22 protein-coding genes and 1 pseudogene are annotated in these 20,013 nt (G+C 63.9%); 18 read left to right on the top strand and 5 right to left on the bottom strand.

Annotation, left to right across the window (positions count from 1 at the left end; translation table 11 throughout):
* Positions 1–28 precede the first annotated feature (28 nt).
* The 7 genes and pseudogenes from rpsF to KPL76_RS04475 form a co-directional block, all read left to right on the top strand.
* Positions 29–358, top strand: a pseudogene (gene rpsF, locus KPL76_RS14925) (30S ribosomal protein S6); the annotation flags it as partial.
* Between the two features lie 168 nt (positions 359–526).
* The gene (locus KPL76_RS04500; protein WP_216335303.1) at positions 527–1,039 is read left to right on the top strand and encodes a single-stranded DNA-binding protein; all 513 of its coding nucleotides are present in this window, start codon (positions 527–529) and stop codon (positions 1,037–1,039) included.
* A 30-nt stretch (positions 1,040–1,069) separates the two neighbouring features.
* Positions 1,070–1,333 (top strand): 30S ribosomal protein S18, encoded by a 264-nt coding sequence (rpsR, locus tag KPL76_RS04495; protein ID WP_104245567.1) that lies wholly within the window; start codon positions 1,070–1,072, stop codon positions 1,331–1,333.
* A gap of 7 nt (positions 1,334–1,340) precedes the next feature.
* Entirely contained in the window at positions 1,341–1,793 is a 453-nt protein-coding gene (gene rplI / locus KPL76_RS04490; RefSeq protein ID WP_216335302.1) for a 50S ribosomal protein L9, read from the top strand.
* Between the two features lie 391 nt (positions 1,794–2,184).
* The gene (dnaB, locus tag KPL76_RS04485; protein ID WP_216335301.1) at positions 2,185–3,561 is read left to right on the top strand and encodes a replicative DNA helicase; all 1,377 of its coding nucleotides are present in this window, start codon (positions 2,185–2,187) and stop codon (positions 3,559–3,561) included.
* Positions 3,562–3,649: 88 nt separating this feature from the next.
* A complete protein-coding gene (locus tag KPL76_RS04480; RefSeq protein WP_216335300.1) occupies positions 3,650–4,255 on the top strand; it encodes a hypothetical protein in 606 nt (201 codons plus the stop codon).
* Positions 4,252–4,599, top strand: a complete 348-nt coding sequence (locus KPL76_RS04475) for a hypothetical protein (RefSeq protein ID WP_253202174.1) — start codon at positions 4,252–4,254, stop codon at positions 4,597–4,599. Before KPL76_RS04480 ends, KPL76_RS04475 begins: the two co-directional genes overlap by 4 nt.
* Before the next feature lie 6 nt (positions 4,600–4,605).
* Here KPL76_RS04475 and purB read toward each other — a convergent pair whose 3' ends face one another.
* The 5 genes from purB to KPL76_RS04450 form a co-directional block, all read right to left on the bottom strand.
* Positions 4,606–5,985 carry an adenylosuccinate lyase gene (gene purB, locus KPL76_RS04470; protein WP_216335299.1) on the bottom strand — a complete coding sequence of 460 codons (1,380 nt, stop codon included), beginning with the start codon at positions 5,983–5,985 and terminating at the stop codon, positions 4,606–4,608.
* A 7-nt stretch (positions 5,986–5,992) separates the two neighbouring features.
* Positions 5,993–6,556, bottom strand: coding sequence for a low molecular weight protein-tyrosine-phosphatase (locus tag KPL76_RS04465; protein WP_216335298.1), 564 nt, complete (start codon positions 6,554–6,556; stop codon positions 5,993–5,995).
* A 76-nt stretch (positions 6,557–6,632) separates the two neighbouring features.
* Complete coding sequence (locus KPL76_RS04460; protein WP_216335297.1) at positions 6,633–7,028, bottom strand: phage holin family protein; 396 nt, start codon at positions 7,026–7,028, stop codon at positions 6,633–6,635.
* Between the two features lie 7 nt (positions 7,029–7,035).
* On the bottom strand, positions 7,036–8,328 hold the full coding sequence (locus KPL76_RS04455) for a glycosyltransferase (protein ID WP_216335296.1): 1,293 nt from the start codon (positions 8,326–8,328) through the stop codon (positions 7,036–7,038).
* Complete coding sequence (locus tag KPL76_RS04450) at positions 8,325–10,631, bottom strand: glycosyltransferase (RefSeq protein WP_216335295.1); 2,307 nt, start codon at positions 10,629–10,631, stop codon at positions 8,325–8,327. Before KPL76_RS04450 ends, KPL76_RS04455 begins: the two co-directional genes overlap by 4 nt.
* A 152-nt stretch (positions 10,632–10,783) precedes the next feature.
* Between KPL76_RS04450 and KPL76_RS04445 the strand changes: the two genes are divergently transcribed.
* The 11 genes from KPL76_RS04445 (at position 10,784) to rpsN (ending at position 19,861) form a co-directional block, all read left to right on the top strand.
* Positions 10,784–11,890, top strand: coding sequence for a histidinol-phosphate transaminase (locus tag KPL76_RS04445; protein WP_216335294.1), 1,107 nt, complete (start codon positions 10,784–10,786; stop codon positions 11,888–11,890).
* 35 nt (positions 11,891–11,925) lie between these two features.
* Positions 11,926–13,047 carry a thiamine pyrophosphate-dependent dehydrogenase E1 component subunit alpha gene (locus KPL76_RS04440; protein WP_216335293.1) on the top strand — a complete coding sequence of 374 codons (1,122 nt, stop codon included), beginning with the start codon at positions 11,926–11,928 and terminating at the stop codon, positions 13,045–13,047.
* Positions 13,047–14,033 (top strand): alpha-ketoacid dehydrogenase subunit beta, encoded by a 987-nt coding sequence (locus KPL76_RS04435; RefSeq protein ID WP_253202173.1) that lies wholly within the window; start codon positions 13,047–13,049, stop codon positions 14,031–14,033. The genes KPL76_RS04440 and KPL76_RS04435 overlap by 1 nt, the downstream gene beginning before the upstream one ends.
* A gap of 40 nt (positions 14,034–14,073) precedes the next feature.
* Positions 14,074–15,555, top strand: a complete 1,482-nt coding sequence (locus tag KPL76_RS04430) for a dihydrolipoamide acetyltransferase family protein (RefSeq protein ID WP_216335292.1) — start codon at positions 14,074–14,076, stop codon at positions 15,553–15,555.
* A gap of 160 nt (positions 15,556–15,715) precedes the next feature.
* Positions 15,716–16,687 carry a metal ABC transporter solute-binding protein, Zn/Mn family gene (locus KPL76_RS04425; RefSeq protein ID WP_253202172.1) on the top strand — a complete coding sequence of 324 codons (972 nt, stop codon included), beginning with the start codon at positions 15,716–15,718 and terminating at the stop codon, positions 16,685–16,687.
* 10 nt (positions 16,688–16,697) lie between these two features.
* Positions 16,698–17,678, top strand: a complete 981-nt coding sequence (locus KPL76_RS04420) for a metal ABC transporter ATP-binding protein (RefSeq protein WP_253202171.1) — start codon at positions 16,698–16,700, stop codon at positions 17,676–17,678.
* Positions 17,675–18,556 (top strand): metal ABC transporter permease, encoded by an 882-nt coding sequence (locus KPL76_RS04415; RefSeq protein WP_216335291.1) that lies wholly within the window; start codon positions 17,675–17,677, stop codon positions 18,554–18,556. Before KPL76_RS04420 ends, KPL76_RS04415 begins: the two co-directional genes overlap by 4 nt.
* Before the next feature lie 52 nt (positions 18,557–18,608).
* The gene (locus KPL76_RS04410) at positions 18,609–19,019 is read left to right on the top strand and encodes a Fur family transcriptional regulator (RefSeq protein WP_216335290.1); all 411 of its coding nucleotides are present in this window, start codon (positions 18,609–18,611) and stop codon (positions 19,017–19,019) included.
* A gap of 129 nt (positions 19,020–19,148) precedes the next feature.
* Positions 19,149–19,385, top strand: a complete 237-nt coding sequence (gene rpmB, locus KPL76_RS04405) for a 50S ribosomal protein L28 (RefSeq protein ID WP_205106175.1) — start codon at positions 19,149–19,151, stop codon at positions 19,383–19,385.
* Complete coding sequence (gene rpmG / locus KPL76_RS04400) at positions 19,385–19,552, top strand: 50S ribosomal protein L33 (protein WP_136640251.1); 168 nt, start codon at positions 19,385–19,387, stop codon at positions 19,550–19,552. The genes rpmB and rpmG overlap by 1 nt, the downstream gene beginning before the upstream one ends.
* A 3-nt stretch (positions 19,553–19,555) precedes the next feature.
* Entirely contained in the window at positions 19,556–19,861 is a 306-nt protein-coding gene (gene rpsN / locus KPL76_RS04395) for a 30S ribosomal protein S14 (protein ID WP_205106176.1), read from the top strand.
* The last annotated feature ends 152 nt before the right edge of the window (positions 19,862–20,013 follow it).

Genomic DNA, 20,013 nt, shown 5'->3' with positions numbered 1-20,013 from the left:
TGGGTTAGTGACGCATCAGTACGAACTCATGGTCATCCTCGATCCAGAAATCGACGAGCGCACCGTGGCACCGAGCCTCGACAAGTTCCTCAACGTCATCCGCAAAGATGGCGGCACCGTCGACAACGTCGACATCTGGGGTCGTCGTCGCCTGGCTTACGAGATCAACAAGAAGACCGAAGGCATCTATGCCGTCGTGAAGCTGACCGCTACGTCGGAGTCCACTGTGGAGCTCGACCGCCAGCTGAAGCTCTCAGAAGCCGTCATGCGCACGAAGGTCCTTCGTGCAGAAGAGGCCATCGCCCAGGTCGCCGCCGAGTCGAAGCGCAAAGAAGAGAAGGCTGCTCGCGCGGCTGCGAACCCGAAGGCGTCTGCGCCCAAGGTCCAGAGCTCTTCGCCTGCCGCTTCTGCCCCGGCGAAGTCGGCACCTGTTGCTCCCGCTGCTCGCGCAGCGGCAAGCGTCAGTGCAGCTTCGAAGCCGGCAGCAGCTCCCGCGGCTCCTGCCGCAGCAGCTGAGTAGTCGATCGTGGCTGGCGAAACCGTAATCACCGTCGTCGGTAACCTCACCGGCGATCCCGAACTGCGTTATACGCAGAACGGGCTGGCGGTTGCCAACTTCACCATCGCTTCCACTCCTCGCACGTTCGATCGTGCGTCGAACGACTGGAAAGATGGCGAAGCGCTGTTCCTTCGTGCAAGCGTGTGGCGTGAATTCGCCGAACACGTGGCCGGTTCGCTGACGAAGGGTTCCCGTGTCGTTGCGACCGGGCGTCTGCGCCAGCGTTCCTACGAGACGAAAGAGGGCGAAAAGCGCACCTCGATCGAGCTCGAGGTAGACGAGATTGGCCCCAGCCTTCGTTACGCAACCGCCCAGGTCACTCGCGCCTCGTCTTCGGGTAACTCCGGTGGCGGGCGGGGCCAGGTCAGCGGCGGTGGCGACGAGCCGTGGGCAGCCAGTGCCCCCGCCTCGGCGAACTCCGGTGGCGGCGCGGATGTCTGGAACACTCCAGGCAGCTACAGCGACGAAACCCCCTTCTAAACTTCACCTTTTTCAGAAAGCAGAATAACCATGGCTGGAAAGAGCAGCGGCGATCGCCGCAAGCCGATCCGCAAGGGGAAAGACGGCAAGAATGCCGCCCCGGCGAAGTCGATTCGCGTTGGCGTTATCGACTACAAAGATGTCAACACCCTTCGTAAGTTCATCTCCGAGCGAGGAAAGATCCGTGCACGCCGCATCACCGGCGTCTCGGTTCAGGAACAGCGTCTCATCGCCCGCGCAGTAAAGAATGCCCGCGAAATGGCTTTGCTGCCCTACGCAGGCTCGGGCAGGTAGGAATCCAATGTCAAAACTCATCCTCACCCACGAGGTCTCAGGCCTCGGTTCCGCCGGTGACGTCGTCGACGTCAAGAACGGGTTCGCTCGCAATTACCTGATTCCCCAGGGTTTTGCTGTGACCTGGAGCCGTGGCGGCGAGAAGCAGATCGAGTCGATCAAGGCTGCTCGTGTTGCCCGTGAGCTCGCAACGATCGAAGAAGCGCAGCACCTCAAGCAGGTTCTTGAGGCCAACGTCGTCAAGCTGTCCATCAAGGCCGGCAAAGAAGGCCGTCTCTTCGGTTCGGTCAAGACCAGCGACATCGCCGATGCGGTAGCCGCAGCGGGCCACGGTTCGCTCGACAAGCGCAAGATCGAGATCACCAGCCCCATCAAGGTGACTGGCACGCACGAAGCACAGGTCCGTCTTCGCGACGACCTGAGCGCAACGATCACCATTCAGGTGGTTGCTGCCAAGTAGCAGTATCTCAAAGGGGGGCCGTACCGATCCTGCATCGGTACGGCCCCCCTTTGTCGTGCCGATTGTCAAGCCCTTTGTGCACAGGTCTTTGTCAATTCGCTAACATTCAAGCGAGGGTCGAAACATCCGTTTATGCACAGGGTGTTCAGAAGATAAATACCTGATCAAGACGTATTTCGGGGTAAATATCGGCCGAAAGTGCACAGACGATTCCACAAGTTCTACACAAGTAGCGCGGCGTTTCGCCGTTTTTATCAACAGTGTTATGCACAGGCGCATTTGGTGACTGTCCAGAGAGCTTTCTAGTCTTAGGCAGCTTGCTCACCGTGCGCCTGTCGTGCAGTGTCGGGGGTCGACGGTAAGTATGTGAGAGAAGCGTAAAGGAGCATGGGTGTCGATAGCACATCTCGGTCTGACCAGTGACCAGCGTTCGGGCTCAGAGTCCCGTGGGCACGAGCGCACCCCTCCGCACGACCTGCTCGCCGAACAGAGCGCGCTCGGTGGAATGCTGCTCAGCAAAGACGCGGTCGCAGATGTCGTCGAGGTGGTTCGCGGGGCGGACTTCTACATTCCGAAACATGAACTCGTCTTCGACGCTATCCTCAATCTGTATTCGCACGGCGAGCCCACCGACGTTATCGCCGTCACCGATGAGCTCACCAAATCAGGCGAGCTGGTGCGCGCTGGGGGCGCCGAGTACCTCCACACTCTCACCAGCCTCGTGCCGACTGCCGCGAATGCAGGCTATTACGCATCGATCGTCGCCGAGAAGGCCATTCTGCGGCGATTGGTCGAGGCAGGTACGCGTATCGTGCAGATGGGCTACGCGAGTGAGGGTGAGGTCATGGACCTCGTCAACAACGCGCAGGCGGAGATCTATGCCGTCAACGGCAATACCGAGACAGAGGACTACGTTCCACTGACGACCGCGGTGAACGCGGCCATCGACGAGATCGAGGCGGCCAAGGGTCGCGAGGGCCAGATGACGGGCGTGCCGACCGGCTTCGAAGAACTCGACCAACTGACCAACGGCCTGCACCCGGGCCAGCTCATCATTGTTGCGGCGCGGCCCGCACTGGGTAAGTCGACGCTCGCACTCGACTTCGCACGGGCCGCGTCGATCAAACACGACATGCCATCGATCTTCTTCTCACTCGAGATGGGCCGCAGCGAGATCGCTATGAGGCTCCTGTCTGCCGAGTCGTCGATTCCTCTGCAGAGCATGCGTAAAGGAACCGTGGAGAACCACGACTGGACAAAGATCGCGGCAACACGCGGCCGCATCAACGATGCTCCGCTCTACATCGACGACAGTCCCAACATGACCCTGGTCGAGATCCGCGCGAAGTGCCGCCGGCTCAAGCAACGGGTGGGGCTGAAGATGGTCATCATCGACTACCTGCAGCTGATGACATCCGGCAAGCGTGTCGAGTCCCGGCAACAGGAGGTCAGCGAGTTCTCACGCGCGCTCAAGCTCATGGCGAAAGAACTGCAGGTACCCGTGATCGCCTTGTCGCAGCTCAACAGAGGCCCGGAACAGCGCGCAGACAAGAAGCCCGCTCTCTCCGACCTCCGTGAGAGTGGCTCGCTCGAACAAGACGCAGACATGGTCATCCTCTTGCATCGCGAGAGCGCCTACGAGAAAGACAATCCCCGAGCCGGCGAAGCCGACCTCATCGTGGCGAAGCATCGTAACGGTCCGACCGCCACCGTCACCGTCGGTTTCCACGGTCACTTCTCGCGCTTCGCAGATATGCCGCGCAACTGATCGGTCGGCGCCGTGCGCTCCCATGAAGGCTCCAGTGTGCTCCGATACACTAGGGGGTCAGCACCGAGCGAAATGAGGCCGCTGCACCGTGAGCTACCAGCCCGCCATCGTGGAAGGCCGGTCACCCTACTGGGGTGTGCCTGTCGCCCGTGCCGTACCGGCATTCGTGGTGGGACTGTACCTGGCCTTCAATCTGAACCACTCCTCGCAGGTCGGGCTCTTCGTGTTCGGCACCTTCGCGGTCACGTCGGCACTGCTTGTCGGCCTCCTCTCGATGCGAGTGATGGCGCCTGGGGTGATCCGTCGGCTCTTTGTGACACAGGCCATCGTGGGCCTGGTCCTCGGTACTGCGGCCCTGGTGTTCAACAACGGGGGCGTTCCCTTCTTTCTCTACATCGTCACCCTGTACGCAGCACTGACCGGCTTTCTCGAGCTCTACAGTGGATTGCGTAGCAGAGCGGCGCAGGCGGAGCCTGAGCGGCTCTCAGCACGCGACTGGATCGCGGTGGGCAGCTTCACGGCCATCCTCGCGCTGGTGTTCCTGCTTCTGCCACTCGACATCGTCACCGCCGTCGGACTGTTCGGCGGCTATGCCGTGATCCTGGGCATCTTTCTGGTCATCGGCGGCCTCTCGCTCCGCTGGGGACACGAACCATCGAACTCCACTCCACTGAATCAAGAGACGACACCGTGACCGACCAGTCCTCCACGCCAGACACCAACAGAATCCCTGACGCCGGCTTGTCGGCGACGGGTTCGGCAGGCTTCGGCAAACCGACCCGCAAAGAGATCTTGAAGCCGGTGGAGTTGCTCGTCATTTCAGCGGTGATGGGGCTCTTCGTCGGCCTCACGGTCTTGCTGTCGACCCGGCAGCCCATCCTGGCCATCATCTTCTTCGGCATCGCCTTCATTGTGGCGCTCATCGTGACGGCCATGTTCACACTGACGTTCAAGCCCAACGCGGCCGAAACGCAGGAACTTGCTGACGGCGGCGACGCCGACCTCAGCGGTGGCACCCCGCGAACCCCGGGCCACTAGGGCGCGTCAGTCGAGGTAGTCGACGAGTCCGCCTGCCAATCCGGTGTAGGTCTGCGGGGTCAGCAGCACGAGTCTGGCCTTTGCCTCGTCGCCGATATCAAGACCGTTGACGAAGTCGACGAGGTCTGCCTGACCGATCTTCTTGCCCCGCGTGAGCTCCTTGAGAAGCGCGTACGGGTCGACGATCGAACTGCGCCCGGCCGTGATCTCTGCGCGCACAACGGTCTGGATGGCTTCGCCGAGTACTTCCCAGTTGTCGTCGAGGTCGTCGGCGAGGAGCTTCTTGTTGAGAGAGATCTGGCCGAGGCCCGCCACGATGTTGTCGAGGGCGAGCAGCGAATGGCCGAGTGCTACGCCGATGTTTCGCTGGGTGCTCGAATCCGTCAGGTCGCGCTGCAGCCGTGAGGTGACCAGTGTCTGGCTGAGCGAGTCGAGCAGGGCGCTGGAGAGTTCGAGATTGGCTTCGGCGTTCTCGAATTTGATCGGGTTGATCTTGTGGGGCATTGTCGACGAGCCGGTCGCCCCGGCGACAGGGATCTGGGTGAAGTAGCCGAGGGAGATATAGGTCCACACGTCGGTGCAGAGATTGTGGAGAACACGATTCACATGTGCGACGCGGGAATACAGTTCGGCCTGCCAGTCGTGCGATTCGATCTGGGTGGTCAGCGGGTTCCAGGTGAGCCCGAGGCTCGTCACGAACTCCTCCGAGATGCGGGGCCAGTCCTTGGTGTTGTCGGCAGCCAGGTGTGCTGCGAAGGTGCCGGTTGCCCCGCTGAACTTGGCGAGGTACTCGCCTTCGGAGACCTGCTTTTCTAGACGCTCGAGGCGGTAGACGAAAACCGCGAGTTCCTTTCCCATGGTCGTCGGAGTTGCCGGCTGGCCGTGGGTGCGCGCAAGCATGGCGTCGTCTCGGTAGGAGTACGCGCCCGCGCGAAGTTCAGTGACGACCCGGCGGAGGGCGGGCATCCACACCTCGGTGATTGCTTCGCGGATGGTTATCGCATACGACAGGTTGTTGACGTCTTCACTGGTGCATGCGAAGTGGGTGAGTTCGGCTATCTCTGTGAGCCCGAGCGCGGCCAGGCGATTGCGCACGAGGTACTCGACAGCCTTCACGTCGTGTTTGGTTGTCGCTTCGAGGACGGCGAGCTCGTCGATCTCGGTCTGGCCGAACGACGACGCGAACCGCCGGAGTTCGCGCACCTGGTCTTCGGTCATCCGTTCGGTTCCGAAGAATTCGTCGTCTGTGAGGTAGATCAGCCATTCAACTTCGACGTGCACCCGCGCACGGTTGAGGCCGGCCTCGGACAGGAACTCGCCCAGGCCGCTGACCGCGCTGCGGTACCGGCCGTCGAGGGGACTGAGGGGCTGGAGTGGAAGGGCCATGGGGTGTCTAGACTTTCGAATCGGTGTCGGTGTAGAGAGCTGTGAAGCTGGCGGGAGTGTGACGCAGGGCCGGCTCGAGCTGGGCGAAGAGGGCGATGCACGCGCGCGTGATGATCTGAAGCACTTCGTCGAAGAGTGCGTCTGTGGAGTAGTAGGGGTCAGGAACGTCGATGAGGGGCCCGGACTCCGGGTCGAAGCTCGACAGCAGCCGGATCTTGGACCGGTCCGAATCGGTCGTGGCCCATGAACGCACTACGCGTTCGTGGCTTCTGTCGAGCACGATCACCAGGTCGAGATCGTCGAACCAGCCCGGGTCGAACTGGCGCGCCCGATGAGCGGCACCGTCGTAGCCGCTCTTCTCGAGTGAACTGACGGTGCGCGGGTCTGCCTTCTCGCCGACGTGCCATTCTCCGGTGCCGGCCGACGAGACGGCAATCCTGTCGGCGAGGCCAGCTTCGAGTGCGAGCCTGCGCAGCACGACTTCCGCCATGGGAGAGCGACAGATGTTACCCGTGCACACCATGCAGACACGGAACACGCCGGATGCATCGGTGGGGCGGTCGTCAGGCATGATTCCATTGTCGTTCATCGCGACCGCACCCGGTGCGCAGCTGCAATGCTGCGCGGAGGCTGTGGTCGCCGCCCGGTCAGCGGCTGCGTGCGAACGGCCTGAGGATTGCGCCGATGATCGCGCTGAGGATCGCCAGCACAAGTGCGCCCAGCACCGCCCACCAGAAACCGTCGACGACGAGGCCGAAGCCGAACCAGCTCGTCACCCAGCTCGCAAGCAACAGGATGATCGCATTCACGATCAATGAGATCAGGCCCAGCGTGAGAATGTAGAGCGGGAATGCCACGATACGGATCAAGGTACCGATGATGCCGTTGACGATGCCGAAGATGAGCGCGATGAACAACAGCGAGATCACCCAGGCGAATGCACCGGACGCATAGGGCTGCAGGTGGATGCCGCCGTACACGATCAGGGTGGTCAGCCAGAGGGCGATGGCGTTGGCAATCAGAGACACGATGAATCGGCGCATGCCACTACTATCCCAGTAAACGCGCCCTCGCGATATCTCTTCCTGGCGTGGCACGCAGGTTCTGGCCGAGGGCAGCAGCCGCAGCAGGCGCGGGCGAAGCGAGTATGCGAACCACGGCCTGCCTGAGGTCTTCCGCCGTCGCAGCGTTCGGGTCGAGCGACTCGCCGAGACCGGCGGATTCGACCGATGAAGCACCGGCGAACTGGTCTGTGGAGAAGGGCAGTACGAGCATCGGCACACCAGCCGTGGCCGCCTCTGTGACCGAGTTGTTGCCGCCGTGTGTGACAGCCAGTGCCGAGTGCTCCAGGAGCCTCACCTGAGGAAGGAAGTCGCGCACCAGCCACGACTCCGGCAGTTCGCCGAGCGTGGCGCGGTCGGCGGACCCCACGGCCAGGGCGACTCTGACGGGGAGGGTTCGCAGGGCATCCGCAACACGCCTGAGCACGTCGCTGCGAACCGAAAGGAAGCTGCCGAAGCTGACGTAGACCACCGGCACCGCACTCGAAGCCAGCCACTCCTCGACGTCGTCTTCGAGAGGCTCCGAGCGAACGGAGGAGCCCAGAAAGGCATGTGGGGGCAGAAGTGCGGTGCGTTCTGCCGCGTGCAGGGCTTCGGGGTAGTTGAAGAGCAGCAGTTCGCCGTGCTCGGCGAACGCATCCACTGACGGTTCGGCGCCGGGGCGCAGTTCGGCGAGGGCAGTGTTCCACTGGGCGGTGAAGTCGTCGCGAATGCGCTCGCAGAGGCTTCGGAGACCCGCGAGTTCGATGCTGTCGGGTGTGAAGGCGCCGGGCCAGGACGGCGGGTACCCATACACTTCGTCGCCGACAGGAAGAGCGGTCGGATGCCCGAGCACAACGTCGCCGTAAGGAATCTGTGCGGCGGCGAGCCCCAGCCTGGCCCCGAAGGCGAGGTGGTCGACGATGATCTGGTCGGGCTGTACCTGTTCGACGACGGCCTGGACGGCCCTGGCCGTCTCGACGGGGTTCCACAGGAGGTCGCTGCTGCGCGCATTGGCCTGGAAACGCAGGGTCTCCACGAGGGAGACGCGGGTGGCATCGAAGAATCCGCGGAGGGCTTCGTCTTCACCCTTCGGCTGGTCTTCGGCCCGGATGACACCGGGATTCGAGCCGCGACCCAGTTGCAGGTTGACACGCGAGAAAGCGAAGCTCTCCACGATCGCCGCCGTGGCGGGACCCGTGGCGACAACGACGTCTTCACCGGCATCGCGCCAGGCCGTCGCCAGCGTGGCGAGCGGCAGGAGGTGCGAGGCGTAGTCCGGGCTGATGACGAGGAGCGTCACAGGGCGAACTCGGAGTGCAGCGGGCGGAGCGAACGCTCGGCGACTCCGGTGTAGACGCCTGTGAGAGCGCGCGCCATGGCGTCGACCGTGAAACTGCCGGAAATCAGCTGCTGGGCTTCGCTGACCCGGGCAGTGTCTGCGCGACTCTCTGCCGCCGCCCCATCGTCATCGGTCTGGTGCATCGAATGCCGGGCATCCGGATCTGGCACGTGTGCCAGAGCGAACGCCTCGTGCATTCCGAGGCGGATGCCCTCTGACGACTTGGTGTCGACGAGTACTCCGGTGACCCCCCTGTGCACGTACGTGGCCGGCCCACCGCCGTCGGGGGCTATGACGACGAGTCCGGCAGCGAGGGCTTCGAGCAGGGCGATTCCGAATTCCTCCTTCAGGCTGCCGCAGACGTACACGCCATGGGCTCCGATCAGGCCTGGTCGGCCGAGTCGAACTGCAGCCAGCCACCGCGCAACGACGTCATTGGGCTGGTGCCCGGCGAGTACGAGACCATCGCGGGCTTCGGGGTGGGCGTCGAGCGTTGCGGCGATGCGGTCGAGTTGACCCTGTTCATCGGTCGAGGGATGGGCCAGGTCGCCGCCGACGATGATGAGGTTGCTCTGTGCGCGCAGCTGCGGGTCACTCGCCCAGGCCTCGACGATCGTCGCCATACCTTTGACATGGTGCAGCCGGCCGACACTCAGGGCGACCGGCAGACCGCGACGGTGCGGAGGAAGGGCCTGGATGAGGTCGTCGAGTTGTGCGAACGCCGCCCCCGCCACGTCGTGCCGGGCTTCGGAGAGGGCCGACTCGATGACAGAGACATCGATTCCCTCCGGCACGACCGTGTACCGTTCTGGATCGGCCTGGATGTCGACTCCGAGAAGTTCGCTCAGGGCAACGGGCAGGTCGGGGCGGGGGAACAGCACGATGTGAGCCGCCTGCAGCGACAGCCTCTGCACCAGGCGGGTTCTGAACCAGTAGTGCTCGTGCTCATCGACATCGCCGAAGGAGGCGCGTGTCAGGGCCCCGGACATGTCGAGGGCGTGGATGACGCCGTGCGGATCGGGGGCGAGGGTGAAGACGACCGGGATGCCGAGACGTTCGGCAACGGTGGCCGCCGCCATACTGCCGACATCTGCCATGCGCAGGTGCAGCACGTCGACTGGCCCGAGAGCCAGCAGGGCGCGACGGATGCCCCGCTCCGCTGCTATACGGGTCGGCCAGGCGGTGGCAGACGAGGTGGGCGGCGCGAGGAGCGGAATCGGAACGAGAAGGTGCTGGCCGGAGGGAATCTGGTCGTCTGTGCCACTGAAGAGGGCAGCACTCTCGGCGTCGAGATCGTGGCCGACTCCCGGAAGGGCCGCTAGCGCGGCGGCGGCGGACCCCCTTGACATGGTGATGACGCGGCCGATGCCCTCTTCCCTGGCGAGTGAATCTCCGAGTCTGACCAGAAGGGTCGCGATTCCCCCATTGTCGCCCGCACCCGCCCGGGTGAGACCGCGGTCGATATCCGCGTGCAGGAACAGCTGGGCGACAGTGAGTCCCTGGCGCGGTCGGCGTCCCCGGTCGGCGAGCCCGAATGATGACCCTCTACCGGGCACCCTGGGCCTGAGGGACGGGTTCAGTGACAGTTCGATGTCGTACGCAGCGAGGCGGGCGACGTCGCCGAGTTCACCGGACGTCTCGGCGAACTCCTGAATCACCCTCAGGGCGGAATTCTCGCTGTTTCGATCCCCCAGCGCGGCCATGGCGGCGACACGGACCACCAGGTGCTCGGTGTCGTCTGCCGCAAGGAACGCGAGAGCGCGGCCAGCGACGCGACCTGGGATGAGCCCGAGCGTCTCTGCGAGCCGGGCCCTGGCGTCGGGCTGGGTTTCAGACGCCAGTGAACCCTCGATCGCAAGAGCGATGTGGTCGGGGGTGGAAGAGGCCCACTGCTGGAGCGTGCGCTGCGACAGGGCTCCGGTGAACCCCCCGGAGATGATGCCAGCCACAAGCCGGGAGATGGCGTCGAGTCTCGGGAGCCTGCTCCAGAACGCCCAGGCGGCGTGCTCGCGCAGGAATGCGTGATCGCTCGAGAGAAGATCCGAGAGGGCGATCTCGGCTTCATCGTCATAGATGCGGGCCAGGGCATGCACTGCCGTGATCGCGGCGAGAGCGTCGGACCCGTCGGAGATGATCTCGACCAATGAGGCGATCGAGGCGTCACCGAACCGGTCGGCGGAGGCCGCAAACTCGTCGGCGTACCGCATAGCGTCGAGTAGGAACGGCGTCTCATGCAGTTTCAACAGTGCCGAATCGATGGTCATGGCTGGGGCGACTCTCAAATCTGTTGGCTGGACTCGGTGAAACACTCCCACGCTAGTGGGAGTCAGCTGTGCACTGGCTGGCCGTTTGGCAGGGCTTGACATTCGGGACCGCCGACAGGGCGTGCGTTGGGGCAATCAAATACACTGTCAGGATGAGCGCCCCTGATGTTCCCGCGGTGAAACTGCGCCCTGAAATCGTCGCCCTCCCGGCGTACCGCCAGGGAAAGGCGGTCGAGGGCGGGTTCAAACTCTCTTCCAACGAGAATCCCTTCGACCCGCTTCCCGGGGTGCTGCAGGCCACGCAGGCTGCGACGGCTGTGATGCACCGCTACCCGAACGGGTCCGCCCCCGAACTCACTGCTCTTCTTGCGGCACGACACGGTGTTCCGGTTGACAGGGTCATCGTGGGCGCTGGTTCGGTCGCAGTTCTCGCCCAGCTGGTCATTGCAGCAGCGGGATCCGCCGATGAGGTCGTGTACTCCTGGCGCTCGTTTGAGGCCTATCCCCTGCTCCCGCCGATGAGTGGCGCAACGAGCGTGAAGGTCCCCAACCGACCCGATCATTCCCACGATCTCCACGCGATGGCAGACGCGATCACCCCGCGCACCAGGCTGATCATCGTGTGTACGCCGAACAATCCGACGAGCACCATCGTCACCAAAAGCGAATTCGCCGATTTCATGACACGGGTGCCCGAAGACCTGCTGGTGGTGCTCGATGAGGCCTACGCCGAGTTCGTGACCGATCCAGAAGCCGTCAACGGCATGGATCTGCTGGACACCTACCCGAACCTCCTCGTGCTTCGCACGTTCTCGAAGGCGTACGGTCTGGCGGGCCTCCGCATCGGCTACGGTGTCGGCCCCGCGGCAGTCATCGACGCCGCTGTCAGTGCGAGCATTCCTCTGGCCGTGACCCACCATGCCCAGGTTGCGGCGATCGCCTCGCTCGACCACGAAGCAGAACTCCTGGAGCGCGTTGCACACATCTCCGCCCTGCGTAGCACGATCTGGCAGGGGCTCACCGCTCAGGGCTGGCAGGTGCCAGAACCCCAGGGAAACTTCGTCTGGCTGGATACGGGTGACTACACGGCCGAGGCCGCGGAGATCCTGACCAGCAACGGAATCATGGCGAGGCCGTTTCACCCCGAAGGGATCAGGATCTCCATCGGGGAGTCCGAGTCTGTAGGTAAACTCCTTTCTTCAACCGAAGAGATTGTTCAGAACCTCTCAAAGCGGCGCACGGCGGAGCCGGTACGTTAGAGGCCGGCCCACACACAGAAGTACGAGGTAACCAGGTGGCAGAAGATTCGCCGACGGTACAGTTTCTTACGATCGACGGCGAATTCGCCCCGAGCGCTGCGGCCGAACCGTACCTTCCGTACCTGGAATCGCTGAGCGAAGACGACTACCGCCAGTTCTATCGGGACATGGCGATAACCCGCCGTTTCGACGAGGAGTGCACCAACCTGCAGCGCCAGGGGCAGATGGGTCTCTGGCCCCCGAGTCACGGCCAGGAGGCGGCACAGGTGGGTTCTGCCCGGGCTTCGCGGCCGCAGGATGTTCTCTTCCCCAGCTACCGCGAACACGGCGTCGCCCTGGTCCGGGGTATCGACATCGTCGACATCGTGAAGGTGATGCGCGGAGTGAGCCTGGGCGGCTGGGACCCCAACGACCCCGCCAACGGCAACTTCCGCAACTACACCCTCGTGATCGGCTCGCAGACCCTGCACGCCACAGGGTATGCGATGGGCGTGGCTTTCGACGGGCTGGTCGGCACCGGTGACACCTCCGTCGACACCGCGGTGATGACCTACTTCGGCGATGGTTCAACCAGCCAGGGCGATGTCAGCGAGGCATTCGTCTTCGCCGCCAGCAACCAGACTCCGCAGGTCTTCTTTCTGCAGAACAACCACTGGGCCATCTCGGTGCCGGTCTCCACGCAGTCCCGCATACCTCTCTACCTGCGCTCGCGGGGGTTCGGGGTGCCCAGCGTGCAGATCGACGGCAATGACGTACTCGCGAGCTTCGCTGCCACGCGCAAGCACCTCGACGAGGCCCGCTCCGGCCTCGGTCCGTCACTCATCGAGGCGGTCACGTACCGCATCGGCGCGCACACGACCAGCGACGACCCCACCCGGTACCAGACGCCAGAGCAACTGGCCTACTGGGTCGCGAGGGATCCGATCATCCGGTTCGCTTCGTACCTGCGTTCACGCGGCGCCGACGACGCCTTCTTCTCCGAGGTCGCTGCAGAGGCCGACGATTTCGCGGCAGACCTCAGGCACCGCACGCTCGAGCTCGGGCCGCCCTCCCTGGCGAGCATCTTCGACACCGTGTACTCAGAACCGCACCCGGTACCGGCGGAACAGAAGGCCTGGCTCGAAGCGTACGAATCATCGCTGAACGAAGGTGCCTGATGCCCACGACACTCGAAGAAATGCCCATGGCGAAGGCGCTGAACGCCGGCCTGCGTGCGGCCTTGGCTGCGGATGATCGTGTGCTCCTCATGGGCGAAGACATCGGTACTCTCGGCGGCGTCTTCCGCGTCACCGAGGGCCTGCAGGCTGAATTCGGCGCCAAGCGTGTGCTCGACACGCCGCTCGCAGAATCAGGGATCATCGGCACGGCGGTCGGGCTCGCGATGCGCGGGTACCGGCCTGTCTGCGAGATCCAGTTCGATGGGTTCATCTTCCCCGGGTTCGACCAGATCACGACGCAGCTGGCCAAGATGACGAACCGCACCAGCGGCTCGGTGGCGATGCCGGTCGTCATCCGTGTGCCCTATGGCGGGCACATCGGTGCTGTGGAACATCACCAGGAGAGCCCCGAAGCCTACTTCGCACACACGGCGGGGCTCCGGGTGGTCAGCCCGAGCACTCCGAACGATGCGTACTGGATGATCCAGGAGGCGATCGCGTCGAACGACCCCGTGCTGTTCTTCGAACCGAAGAGCAGATACTGGCCCAAGGGCCCCGTCGACTTCACCTCGAGCGCGGCGAAGCTCCACGCCAGCCGTGTCGTTCGTGTCGGCACCGACGTGACGGTCGTCGGGCACGGCGCCATGGTCTCCGTGCTGCTCCAGGCGGCGCAAGTGGCGGGAGACGAGGGAATCAGCATCGAGGTCATCGACCTCCGGTCGCTGAGCCCGATCGACTATGCACCGATTGTCGCGTCGGTCGAGAAGACGGGCAGGCTCGTCGTCTGCCAAGAGGCCCCCGGCAATGTGAGCGTCGGTTCGGAGATCGCAGCGACGGTCGCTGAGAGGGCGTTCTACTCGCTCGAAGCGCCCGTCCTGCGGGTTTCGGGGTTCGACACTCCGTACCCTTCGTCGAAGGTCGAAGGGCTCTACTTGCCCGACGCCGACAGGGTGCTCGAAGCGGTCGATCGGGCACTGGCATTCTGATGACGTCGTCAGATGCCCACATGAATCACAAGGAGCTGACATGAGTGAATCCCTGTTTCATCTGCCCGACGTCGGTGAGGGCCTGACCGAGGCTGAAATCGTGTCGTGGCGCGTGAAACCGGGCGACACCATCGAGATCAACCAGGTGATCGTCGAGATCGAGACGGCGAAGTCACTCGTCGAGCTGCCGTCACCGTACGAGGGTGTTGTGCGTGAACTGCTGGTGCTCGAGGGCACCACAGTCGAGGTTGGCGCGCCGATCATCCGCGTCTTCGGCAGAAGTGCCGGGGCAGAGGGGTCTGCAGCCGATGCGCCCGAAGTCTCGGCCACAGTGGCGCCGGTCGCAGCGACCGCCATCGACGCCGACATCGCCCAGTCGGTTGCAGATGCCGCTTCGACGGTGTCGAGCGACGAGGCGCCGGGTGCTGTGCTCGTGGGCTACGGCACCAAGGGTCACGTTTCGAGCAGGCGCCGGCCACGCGGGGTGAGTGCTGCGGGCAGTGGTGCCCCTCTCGGTGGGAGTCCGGCGTCGATCGCGCCGCGGCCAGCCGCGGCGGCAATGGCCGCTTCGCCCGCGCCCTCCGCGGCCGCGGCTCCGGCGGGCCCCGCTTCACCGGTCGCGACCAGGCCGGTGGGGCACTCCTCGCCTGCCATCACCGGCTTGCCGGTCATTGCAAAACCGCCGATCCGCAAGCTGGCGAAGGATCTCGACGTCATCCTGACCGAGGTCACGCCGACGGGCCCGATCGGCGACATCACTCGCGACGACGTGATTCGCCACGCCTCGCAGGCGAAGGTGTTCCACAACATCGAGACTCCGCAGTGGGCAGACGAACGCGAAGAGCGTATTCCCGTCAAGGGCGTGCGCAAGCACATTGCGAGATCGATGGTGGCGAGCGCCTTCACTGCGCCTCACGTGAGCCTGTTCGTCGACGTCGATGCGACGCGCACGATGGAGTTCGTGAAGCGGCTGAAGGCTTCGGCCGACTTTGCCGGCGTCAAGGTCTCGCCGCTGCTCATCATCGCCAAGGCGATCATCTGGGCTGTGCGTCGCAACCCGATGGTGAATTCGGCGTGGACCGACAAAGAGATCATCGTTCGCAACTACGTGAACCTGGGTGTCGCCGCGGCCACGCCGCGCGGACTGTTGGTACCGAATGTCAAAGAGGCCCAGTCGATGACGCTGCTCCAGCTCGCTGGTGCGCTCGAGAATCTCACACTCACGGCACGCGAGGGGCGGACCAGCCCCGCCGACATGGCCGACGGCACCATCACGATCACGAACATCGGTGTGTTCGGTATGGACACCGGCACGCCGATCCTGAATCCGGGTGAGGTGGCGATCATCGCGCTCGGAACCATCAAGCAACGGCCGTGGGTCGTCGATGGCGAAGTGCGCCCCCGGTTCGTGACGACCCTCGGGGCGAGTTTCGACCATCGCGTGGTCGACGGAGACGTGGCGAGCAGGTTCCTCGCCGACGTGGCAGCAATCGTGGAGGAACCCGCACTGCTGCTCGACTGATGTCGGGCTGCCGGAGACGGAGACGACACGACGGGCGTCAGCGGCCGGGCTCTCATCTCAGCATGCTTGTTGCTTTTGACAATCATTATCAATAGCGTTTACGATCGGTGGAGGATGCGCCGTTCGGCGTTTCTGTCTCACCTCCTTAGATTGCCTCGTCATGAGCCGCACCCGTTCTGATTCTCGCGCCACCAAGCTCCCTCCGCGTATGGTGGTGTCGCTCGCGGCGGCGGCGGCGTCGCTGCTGATGCTCTCCGGGTGCGCCGGTGGGGCGTCAGCGCCCTCTGGCTCCGGCGGAGCGGCCGGAGGAGGGCATTCGACCATCTCCATCGTCACGTCGACCAACGTCTACGGTGACATCGCCGCCCAGATCGGCGGCGCCGCCGTGTCGGTGACGTCGATCATCACCGACCCGTCAAAAGACCCGCATGAGTTCACCGCCGACGCGCAGAACCAGCTCGCCGTATCGAAGGCGGACATCGTCGTCGAGAACGGCGGCGGCTACGACGACTTCTTCGATGCCATGGTGGCCAGCGCCAGGAATCCCGACGTCGTGGTGGTGAACGCGGCGACTGTCTCGGGCAAAGACCAACACCCTGCGAACGGGTCGTTCAACGAACACCTCTGGTATGACATTCCGACTGTCTCCAAGGTCGCAGATGAGCTGGCCGTCAGGCTCACTGCCCTGGTACCTGCGGATTCTGCTGCCATCTCGTCGAATGCCGCGGTGTTCCAGCACAAGCTCGCCTCCCTCGAAGCGACCGAGGCGCAACTGAAGAGCACCTATTCCGGAACCCCGGTCGCCATCACCGAGCCGGTGCCGTTGTACATGCTCGACGCGATCGGCCTGGTGAACGTGACGCCAGAGAAGTTCAGCGCGGCAGTCGAGGGTGGAACGGATGCTGCACCCGACGTTGTCGCTGAAACAGAGGCTCTCTTCACAACGGGCGAGGTGAGGCTGTTCGTCTACAACTCGCAGACCGTCGGCCCGCAGACCGATGCGGTGCGGGCATCGGCCATCGCCGCCGGGGCGTCGACGGTGCCCGTCACTGAGACGTTGCCGGCCGGTTCGACCTTCACGGGGTGGATGGCCGACACCCTCGCGGCCCTGTCGTCGGCACTCGCCGGGTAGGGGTTGATCGATGTCGATGGAGGGCGGGGAAGGGATTCGGGACCGGGCTGCCGGGCATCCGGTTGTGCTGAGCCTGCACAATGCCGGGCTGGCTTTTGGTGGTCGCACACTGTGGAGCGGTCTCGACCTCGACGTGAGGGCTGGTGAGTTCATCGCGGTGATCGGTTCGAACGGTTCCGGTAAGACGAGCCTGCTCAAAGTCATTCTCGGCCAACAGCGCCTCAGCGAGGGTGAAGCATCGTTCCTGGGTGAACCGATCCGCCGGGGCGACCGTCAGATCGGCTATGTGCCGCAGCAGCGACTCGCCGATGACGGTACGCCGCTCCGGGCGAGGGATCTGGTCGGACTGGGTCTCAATGGGCACCGCTACGGCCTGCCACTGCCCTCCAGGAAGCGCAGTGAGTGCGTCGACTCGATTCTGGCCTCGGTCGGTGCGTCTTCGTATGCGAACGTGCCGGTATCCACCCTGTCGGGTGGCGAACAGCAACGCCTGAGGATCGGCCAGTCGCTGGCGGGTGACCCGCGCCTGTTGTTGTGCGATGAGCCGCTGCTCTCGCTCGATCTGAAGTACCAGCGAGCGGTGAGCGAGCTCATCGACACGCAGCGCCGGGAGCGGAACCTCGGTGTTCTCTTCGTGACCCACGACATCAATCCCGTGCTTGACATGGTCGACCGCGTTCTGTACCTGGCCGGGGGTGCCTTCCGGATCGGGACCCCCGACGAGGTGTTGCGCTCGTCCGTGCTCACGGAGCTCTATGGATCGCCCGTCGACGTGTTCCGGTCGCACGGCCGGGTCGTCGTGGTGGGCACACCGGACGGAGCGCACAGCCACGACGGCGGAGACCTCTCCCACCACAGCGACGAGCACGCCCGAGGCACTGGCCATGCCCGAGGTACCGACCAGACTCAGTCAGGCCGGCACCCGGATGTCGGTGGAGATGGCGATCCTTCTTCACCACTGGGCGGTAGCCCATTCGGAGTGCGCCCATGAACGACTGGTGGTCTGTCATCTTCAATTTCAGCAACTATGGCGAGTTGCTGGTGCTCCTCCAGAATTCCTTGATCGCGGGCGCAGTGCTGGGGGTGGTCGGCGGGCTGATCGGGGTCTTCGTCATGTCTCGGGACATGGCCTTCGCTGTGCACGGCATCAGCGAGCTCTCCTTCGCCGGGGCGTCGGCTGGGCTCCTCTTCGGGGTGGGCGTGGTTGAGGGTTCGATCGTCGGTTCGCTGGTGGCTGCGGCACTCATCGGCGTGCTCGGGGCGCGGGCGCGGGATCGCAATTCGATCATCGCCGTCTTGATGCCGTTCGGCCTTGGCCTTGGCATTCTGTGCCTGGCCCTGTACCCGGGGAGGTCGGCCAACAAGTTCGGCCTGCTCACCGGCCAGATCGTCGCCGTCGACGACCCTCGACTCAATTCGCTGATCGCCATCTCCATCGTTGTCGTTGTCGGATTGATGGTGGTCTGGCGCCCGCTCACGTTCGCGAGTATCGATCCGGAGGTTGCAGCCGCTCGGGGGGTGCCCACCCGTTTTCTCTCCCTGTACTTCATGTTGCTCCTGGGTCTTGCGGTGGCAGTCTCGGTCCAGATCGTGGGCTCCTTGCTCGTTCTCTCCATTCTCGTGACGCCGGCAGCCGCGGCGCTGAGGGTCTCGTCGTCGCCGATCGTTGTGCCGCTGCTGAGCACCGTCTTCGCGGTGTTCTCGCTGGTCGGCGGCATCATGCTGGCTCTGGGGGGTTCGCTGCCGATCAGCCCGTACGTGACAACGCTCTCCTTTCTCATCTATGTCGTGTGCAGGATCATCGCCGCTGTCAGGATGCGACGAGGCAATACTGGGCGTGCCAGCGAACTCGTGGCGGCGCGAAGCTAACATTGTGCAGAACTGGGCCTCCCCGGAGGCCTGTGGAGGAAGAGGCCGAGTCATGCAACGGAACACCTGGCAACGAGAAGCTGTGCGCAGTGCTCTCGGTTCGCAGACGGGTTTCGTGAGCGCGCAGAACCTGCACTCGAGCCTCAAGAGCACAGGTTCGCACATCGGGCTCGCCACGGTCTACCGTGCCCTGAGTGACCTCGCCAGCGAGGGCGAGGCCGACTCGCTGCAGTCTCCGGAGGGCGAGAGTCTCTATCGCGCCTGCTCGGTCGGGCACCACCACCACCTGATCTGCCGGAATTGCGGACTGACGATAGAAATCGAAGCCGACGCCGTGGAGGCCTGGGCGAAGAAGGTCGCATCGCTTCACGGATTCAGTCAGGCAGAGCACGTGGTGGACGTGTTCGGATACTGCTCGACTTGCGCGGCTGAGCCCCCTCACGTAGGCTTGGACGCTGGTTGAGTGGTATCTCCGCTCACATGTACGCCATCTCCCCGTAGTACACCCTTTCCGGGAACTCCTGCGTGGTTCGGGCGTGCCGACAAGAGAACTTGGGTAGAGCATCCGCTCTACGGTAATTGGAGGAAAATCATGGCCGCAGTGTGCCAGGTGACTGGAGCCGTTCCCGGCTTCGGGCACAACATTTCGCACTCGCACCGACGCACCAAGCGTCGTTTCGACCCGAATGTACAGAAGAAGACCTACTACGTTCCGTCGCTTCGTCGCAACGTGAACCTGACCCTTTCGGCCAAGGGCATCAAGGTCATTGATGCACGTGGCATCGAATCCGTTGTGAAAGACCTGTTGTCACGTGGGGTGAAGATCTAATGGCTAAAGCACAAGATGTCCGTCCGATCATCAAGCTCCGTTCGACCGCCGGTACCGGGTACACCTACGTGACCCGCAAGAACCGCCGCAACGACCCCGACCGCCTCGTTCTGAAGAAGTATGACCCGGTCATCCGCAAGCACGTCGACTTTAGAGAGGAGCGGTAACACATGGCTAAGACAAGCAAGATCGCAAAGAACGAGCAGCGCAAGGTCATCGTGGCCCGCTACGCAACCAAGCGCCTCGAGCTGAAGAAGGCTCTCGTCGACGTCAACGGCACAGACGAGTCACGCGAGGCAGCTCGCGTCGGCCTGCAGAAGCTTCCCCGTGACGCTTCGCCGGTGCGCGTGCGCAACCGTGACGCTGTCGACGGCCGCCCCCGCGGTCACCTCAGCAACTTCGGCATCTCGCGCGTTCGCTTCCGCGAAATGGCGCACCGCGGCGAATTGCCGGGCATCACGAAGTCAAGCTGGTAGGTTACCCTCGCAGAGCCCGCCGCGACCCAGCTGGGTCGCGGCTCTCTGTAGCCGGTGTGCGGGCAGCTTTCCGGAGCTGCCTACACCACCAGATGGCTTTGTGCACTGGCTAGTGAAACACCGTGCGCTGGGTGATACTTGCTCACGCAACC

This window comes from Subtercola sp. PAMC28395 (genome assembly GCF_018889995.1).
Classification (GTDB): domain Bacteria; phylum Actinomycetota; class Actinomycetes; order Actinomycetales; family Microbacteriaceae; genus Subtercola.
Note: the sequence above shows the minus strand (reverse complement) of the source record. Positions and strands in the feature narration are given on the sequence as shown.

What these genes read in the sequence shown, in the direction of transcription:
- rpsR (WP_104245567.1), top strand. Translation starts at nt 1,070, where the DNA reads ATGGCTGGAAAGAGCAGCGGCGATCGCCGCAAGCCGATCCGCAAGGGG.
- rplI (WP_216335302.1), top strand. Translation starts at nt 1,341, where the DNA reads ATGTCAAAACTCATCCTCACCCACGAGGTCTCAGGCCTCGGTTCCGCC.
- purB (WP_216335299.1), bottom strand. Translation starts at nt 5,985, where the DNA reads ATGGCCCTTCCACTCCAGCCCCTCAGTCCCCTCGACGGCCGGTACCGC.
- KPL76_RS04465 (WP_216335298.1), bottom strand. Translation starts at nt 6,556, where the DNA reads ATGCCTGACGACCGCCCCACCGATGCATCCGGCGTGTTCCGTGTCTGC.
- KPL76_RS04460 (WP_216335297.1), bottom strand. Translation starts at nt 7,028, where the DNA reads ATGCGCCGATTCATCGTGTCTCTGATTGCCAACGCCATCGCCCTCTGG.
- KPL76_RS04450 (WP_216335295.1), bottom strand. Translation starts at nt 10,631, where the DNA reads ATGACCATCGATTCGGCACTGTTGAAACTGCATGAGACGCCGTTCCTA.
- KPL76_RS04445 (WP_216335294.1), top strand. Translation starts at nt 10,784, where the DNA reads ATGAGCGCCCCTGATGTTCCCGCGGTGAAACTGCGCCCTGAAATCGTC.
- KPL76_RS04435 (WP_253202173.1), top strand. Translation starts at nt 13,047, where the DNA reads ATGCCCACGACACTCGAAGAAATGCCCATGGCGAAGGCGCTGAACGCC.
- KPL76_RS04430 (WP_216335292.1), top strand. Translation starts at nt 14,074, where the DNA reads ATGAGTGAATCCCTGTTTCATCTGCCCGACGTCGGTGAGGGCCTGACC.
- KPL76_RS04425 (WP_253202172.1), top strand. Translation starts at nt 15,716, where the DNA reads ATGAGCCGCACCCGTTCTGATTCTCGCGCCACCAAGCTCCCTCCGCGT.
- KPL76_RS04420 (WP_253202171.1), top strand. Translation starts at nt 16,698, where the DNA reads ATGTCGATGGAGGGCGGGGAAGGGATTCGGGACCGGGCTGCCGGGCAT.
- KPL76_RS04415 (WP_216335291.1), top strand. Translation starts at nt 17,675, where the DNA reads ATGAACGACTGGTGGTCTGTCATCTTCAATTTCAGCAACTATGGCGAG.
- KPL76_RS04410 (WP_216335290.1), top strand. Translation starts at nt 18,609, where the DNA reads ATGCAACGGAACACCTGGCAACGAGAAGCTGTGCGCAGTGCTCTCGGT.
- rpmB (WP_205106175.1), top strand. Translation starts at nt 19,149, where the DNA reads ATGGCCGCAGTGTGCCAGGTGACTGGAGCCGTTCCCGGCTTCGGGCAC.
- rpmG (WP_136640251.1), top strand. Translation starts at nt 19,385, where the DNA reads ATGGCTAAAGCACAAGATGTCCGTCCGATCATCAAGCTCCGTTCGACC.
- rpsN (WP_205106176.1), top strand. Translation starts at nt 19,556, where the DNA reads ATGGCTAAGACAAGCAAGATCGCAAAGAACGAGCAGCGCAAGGTCATC.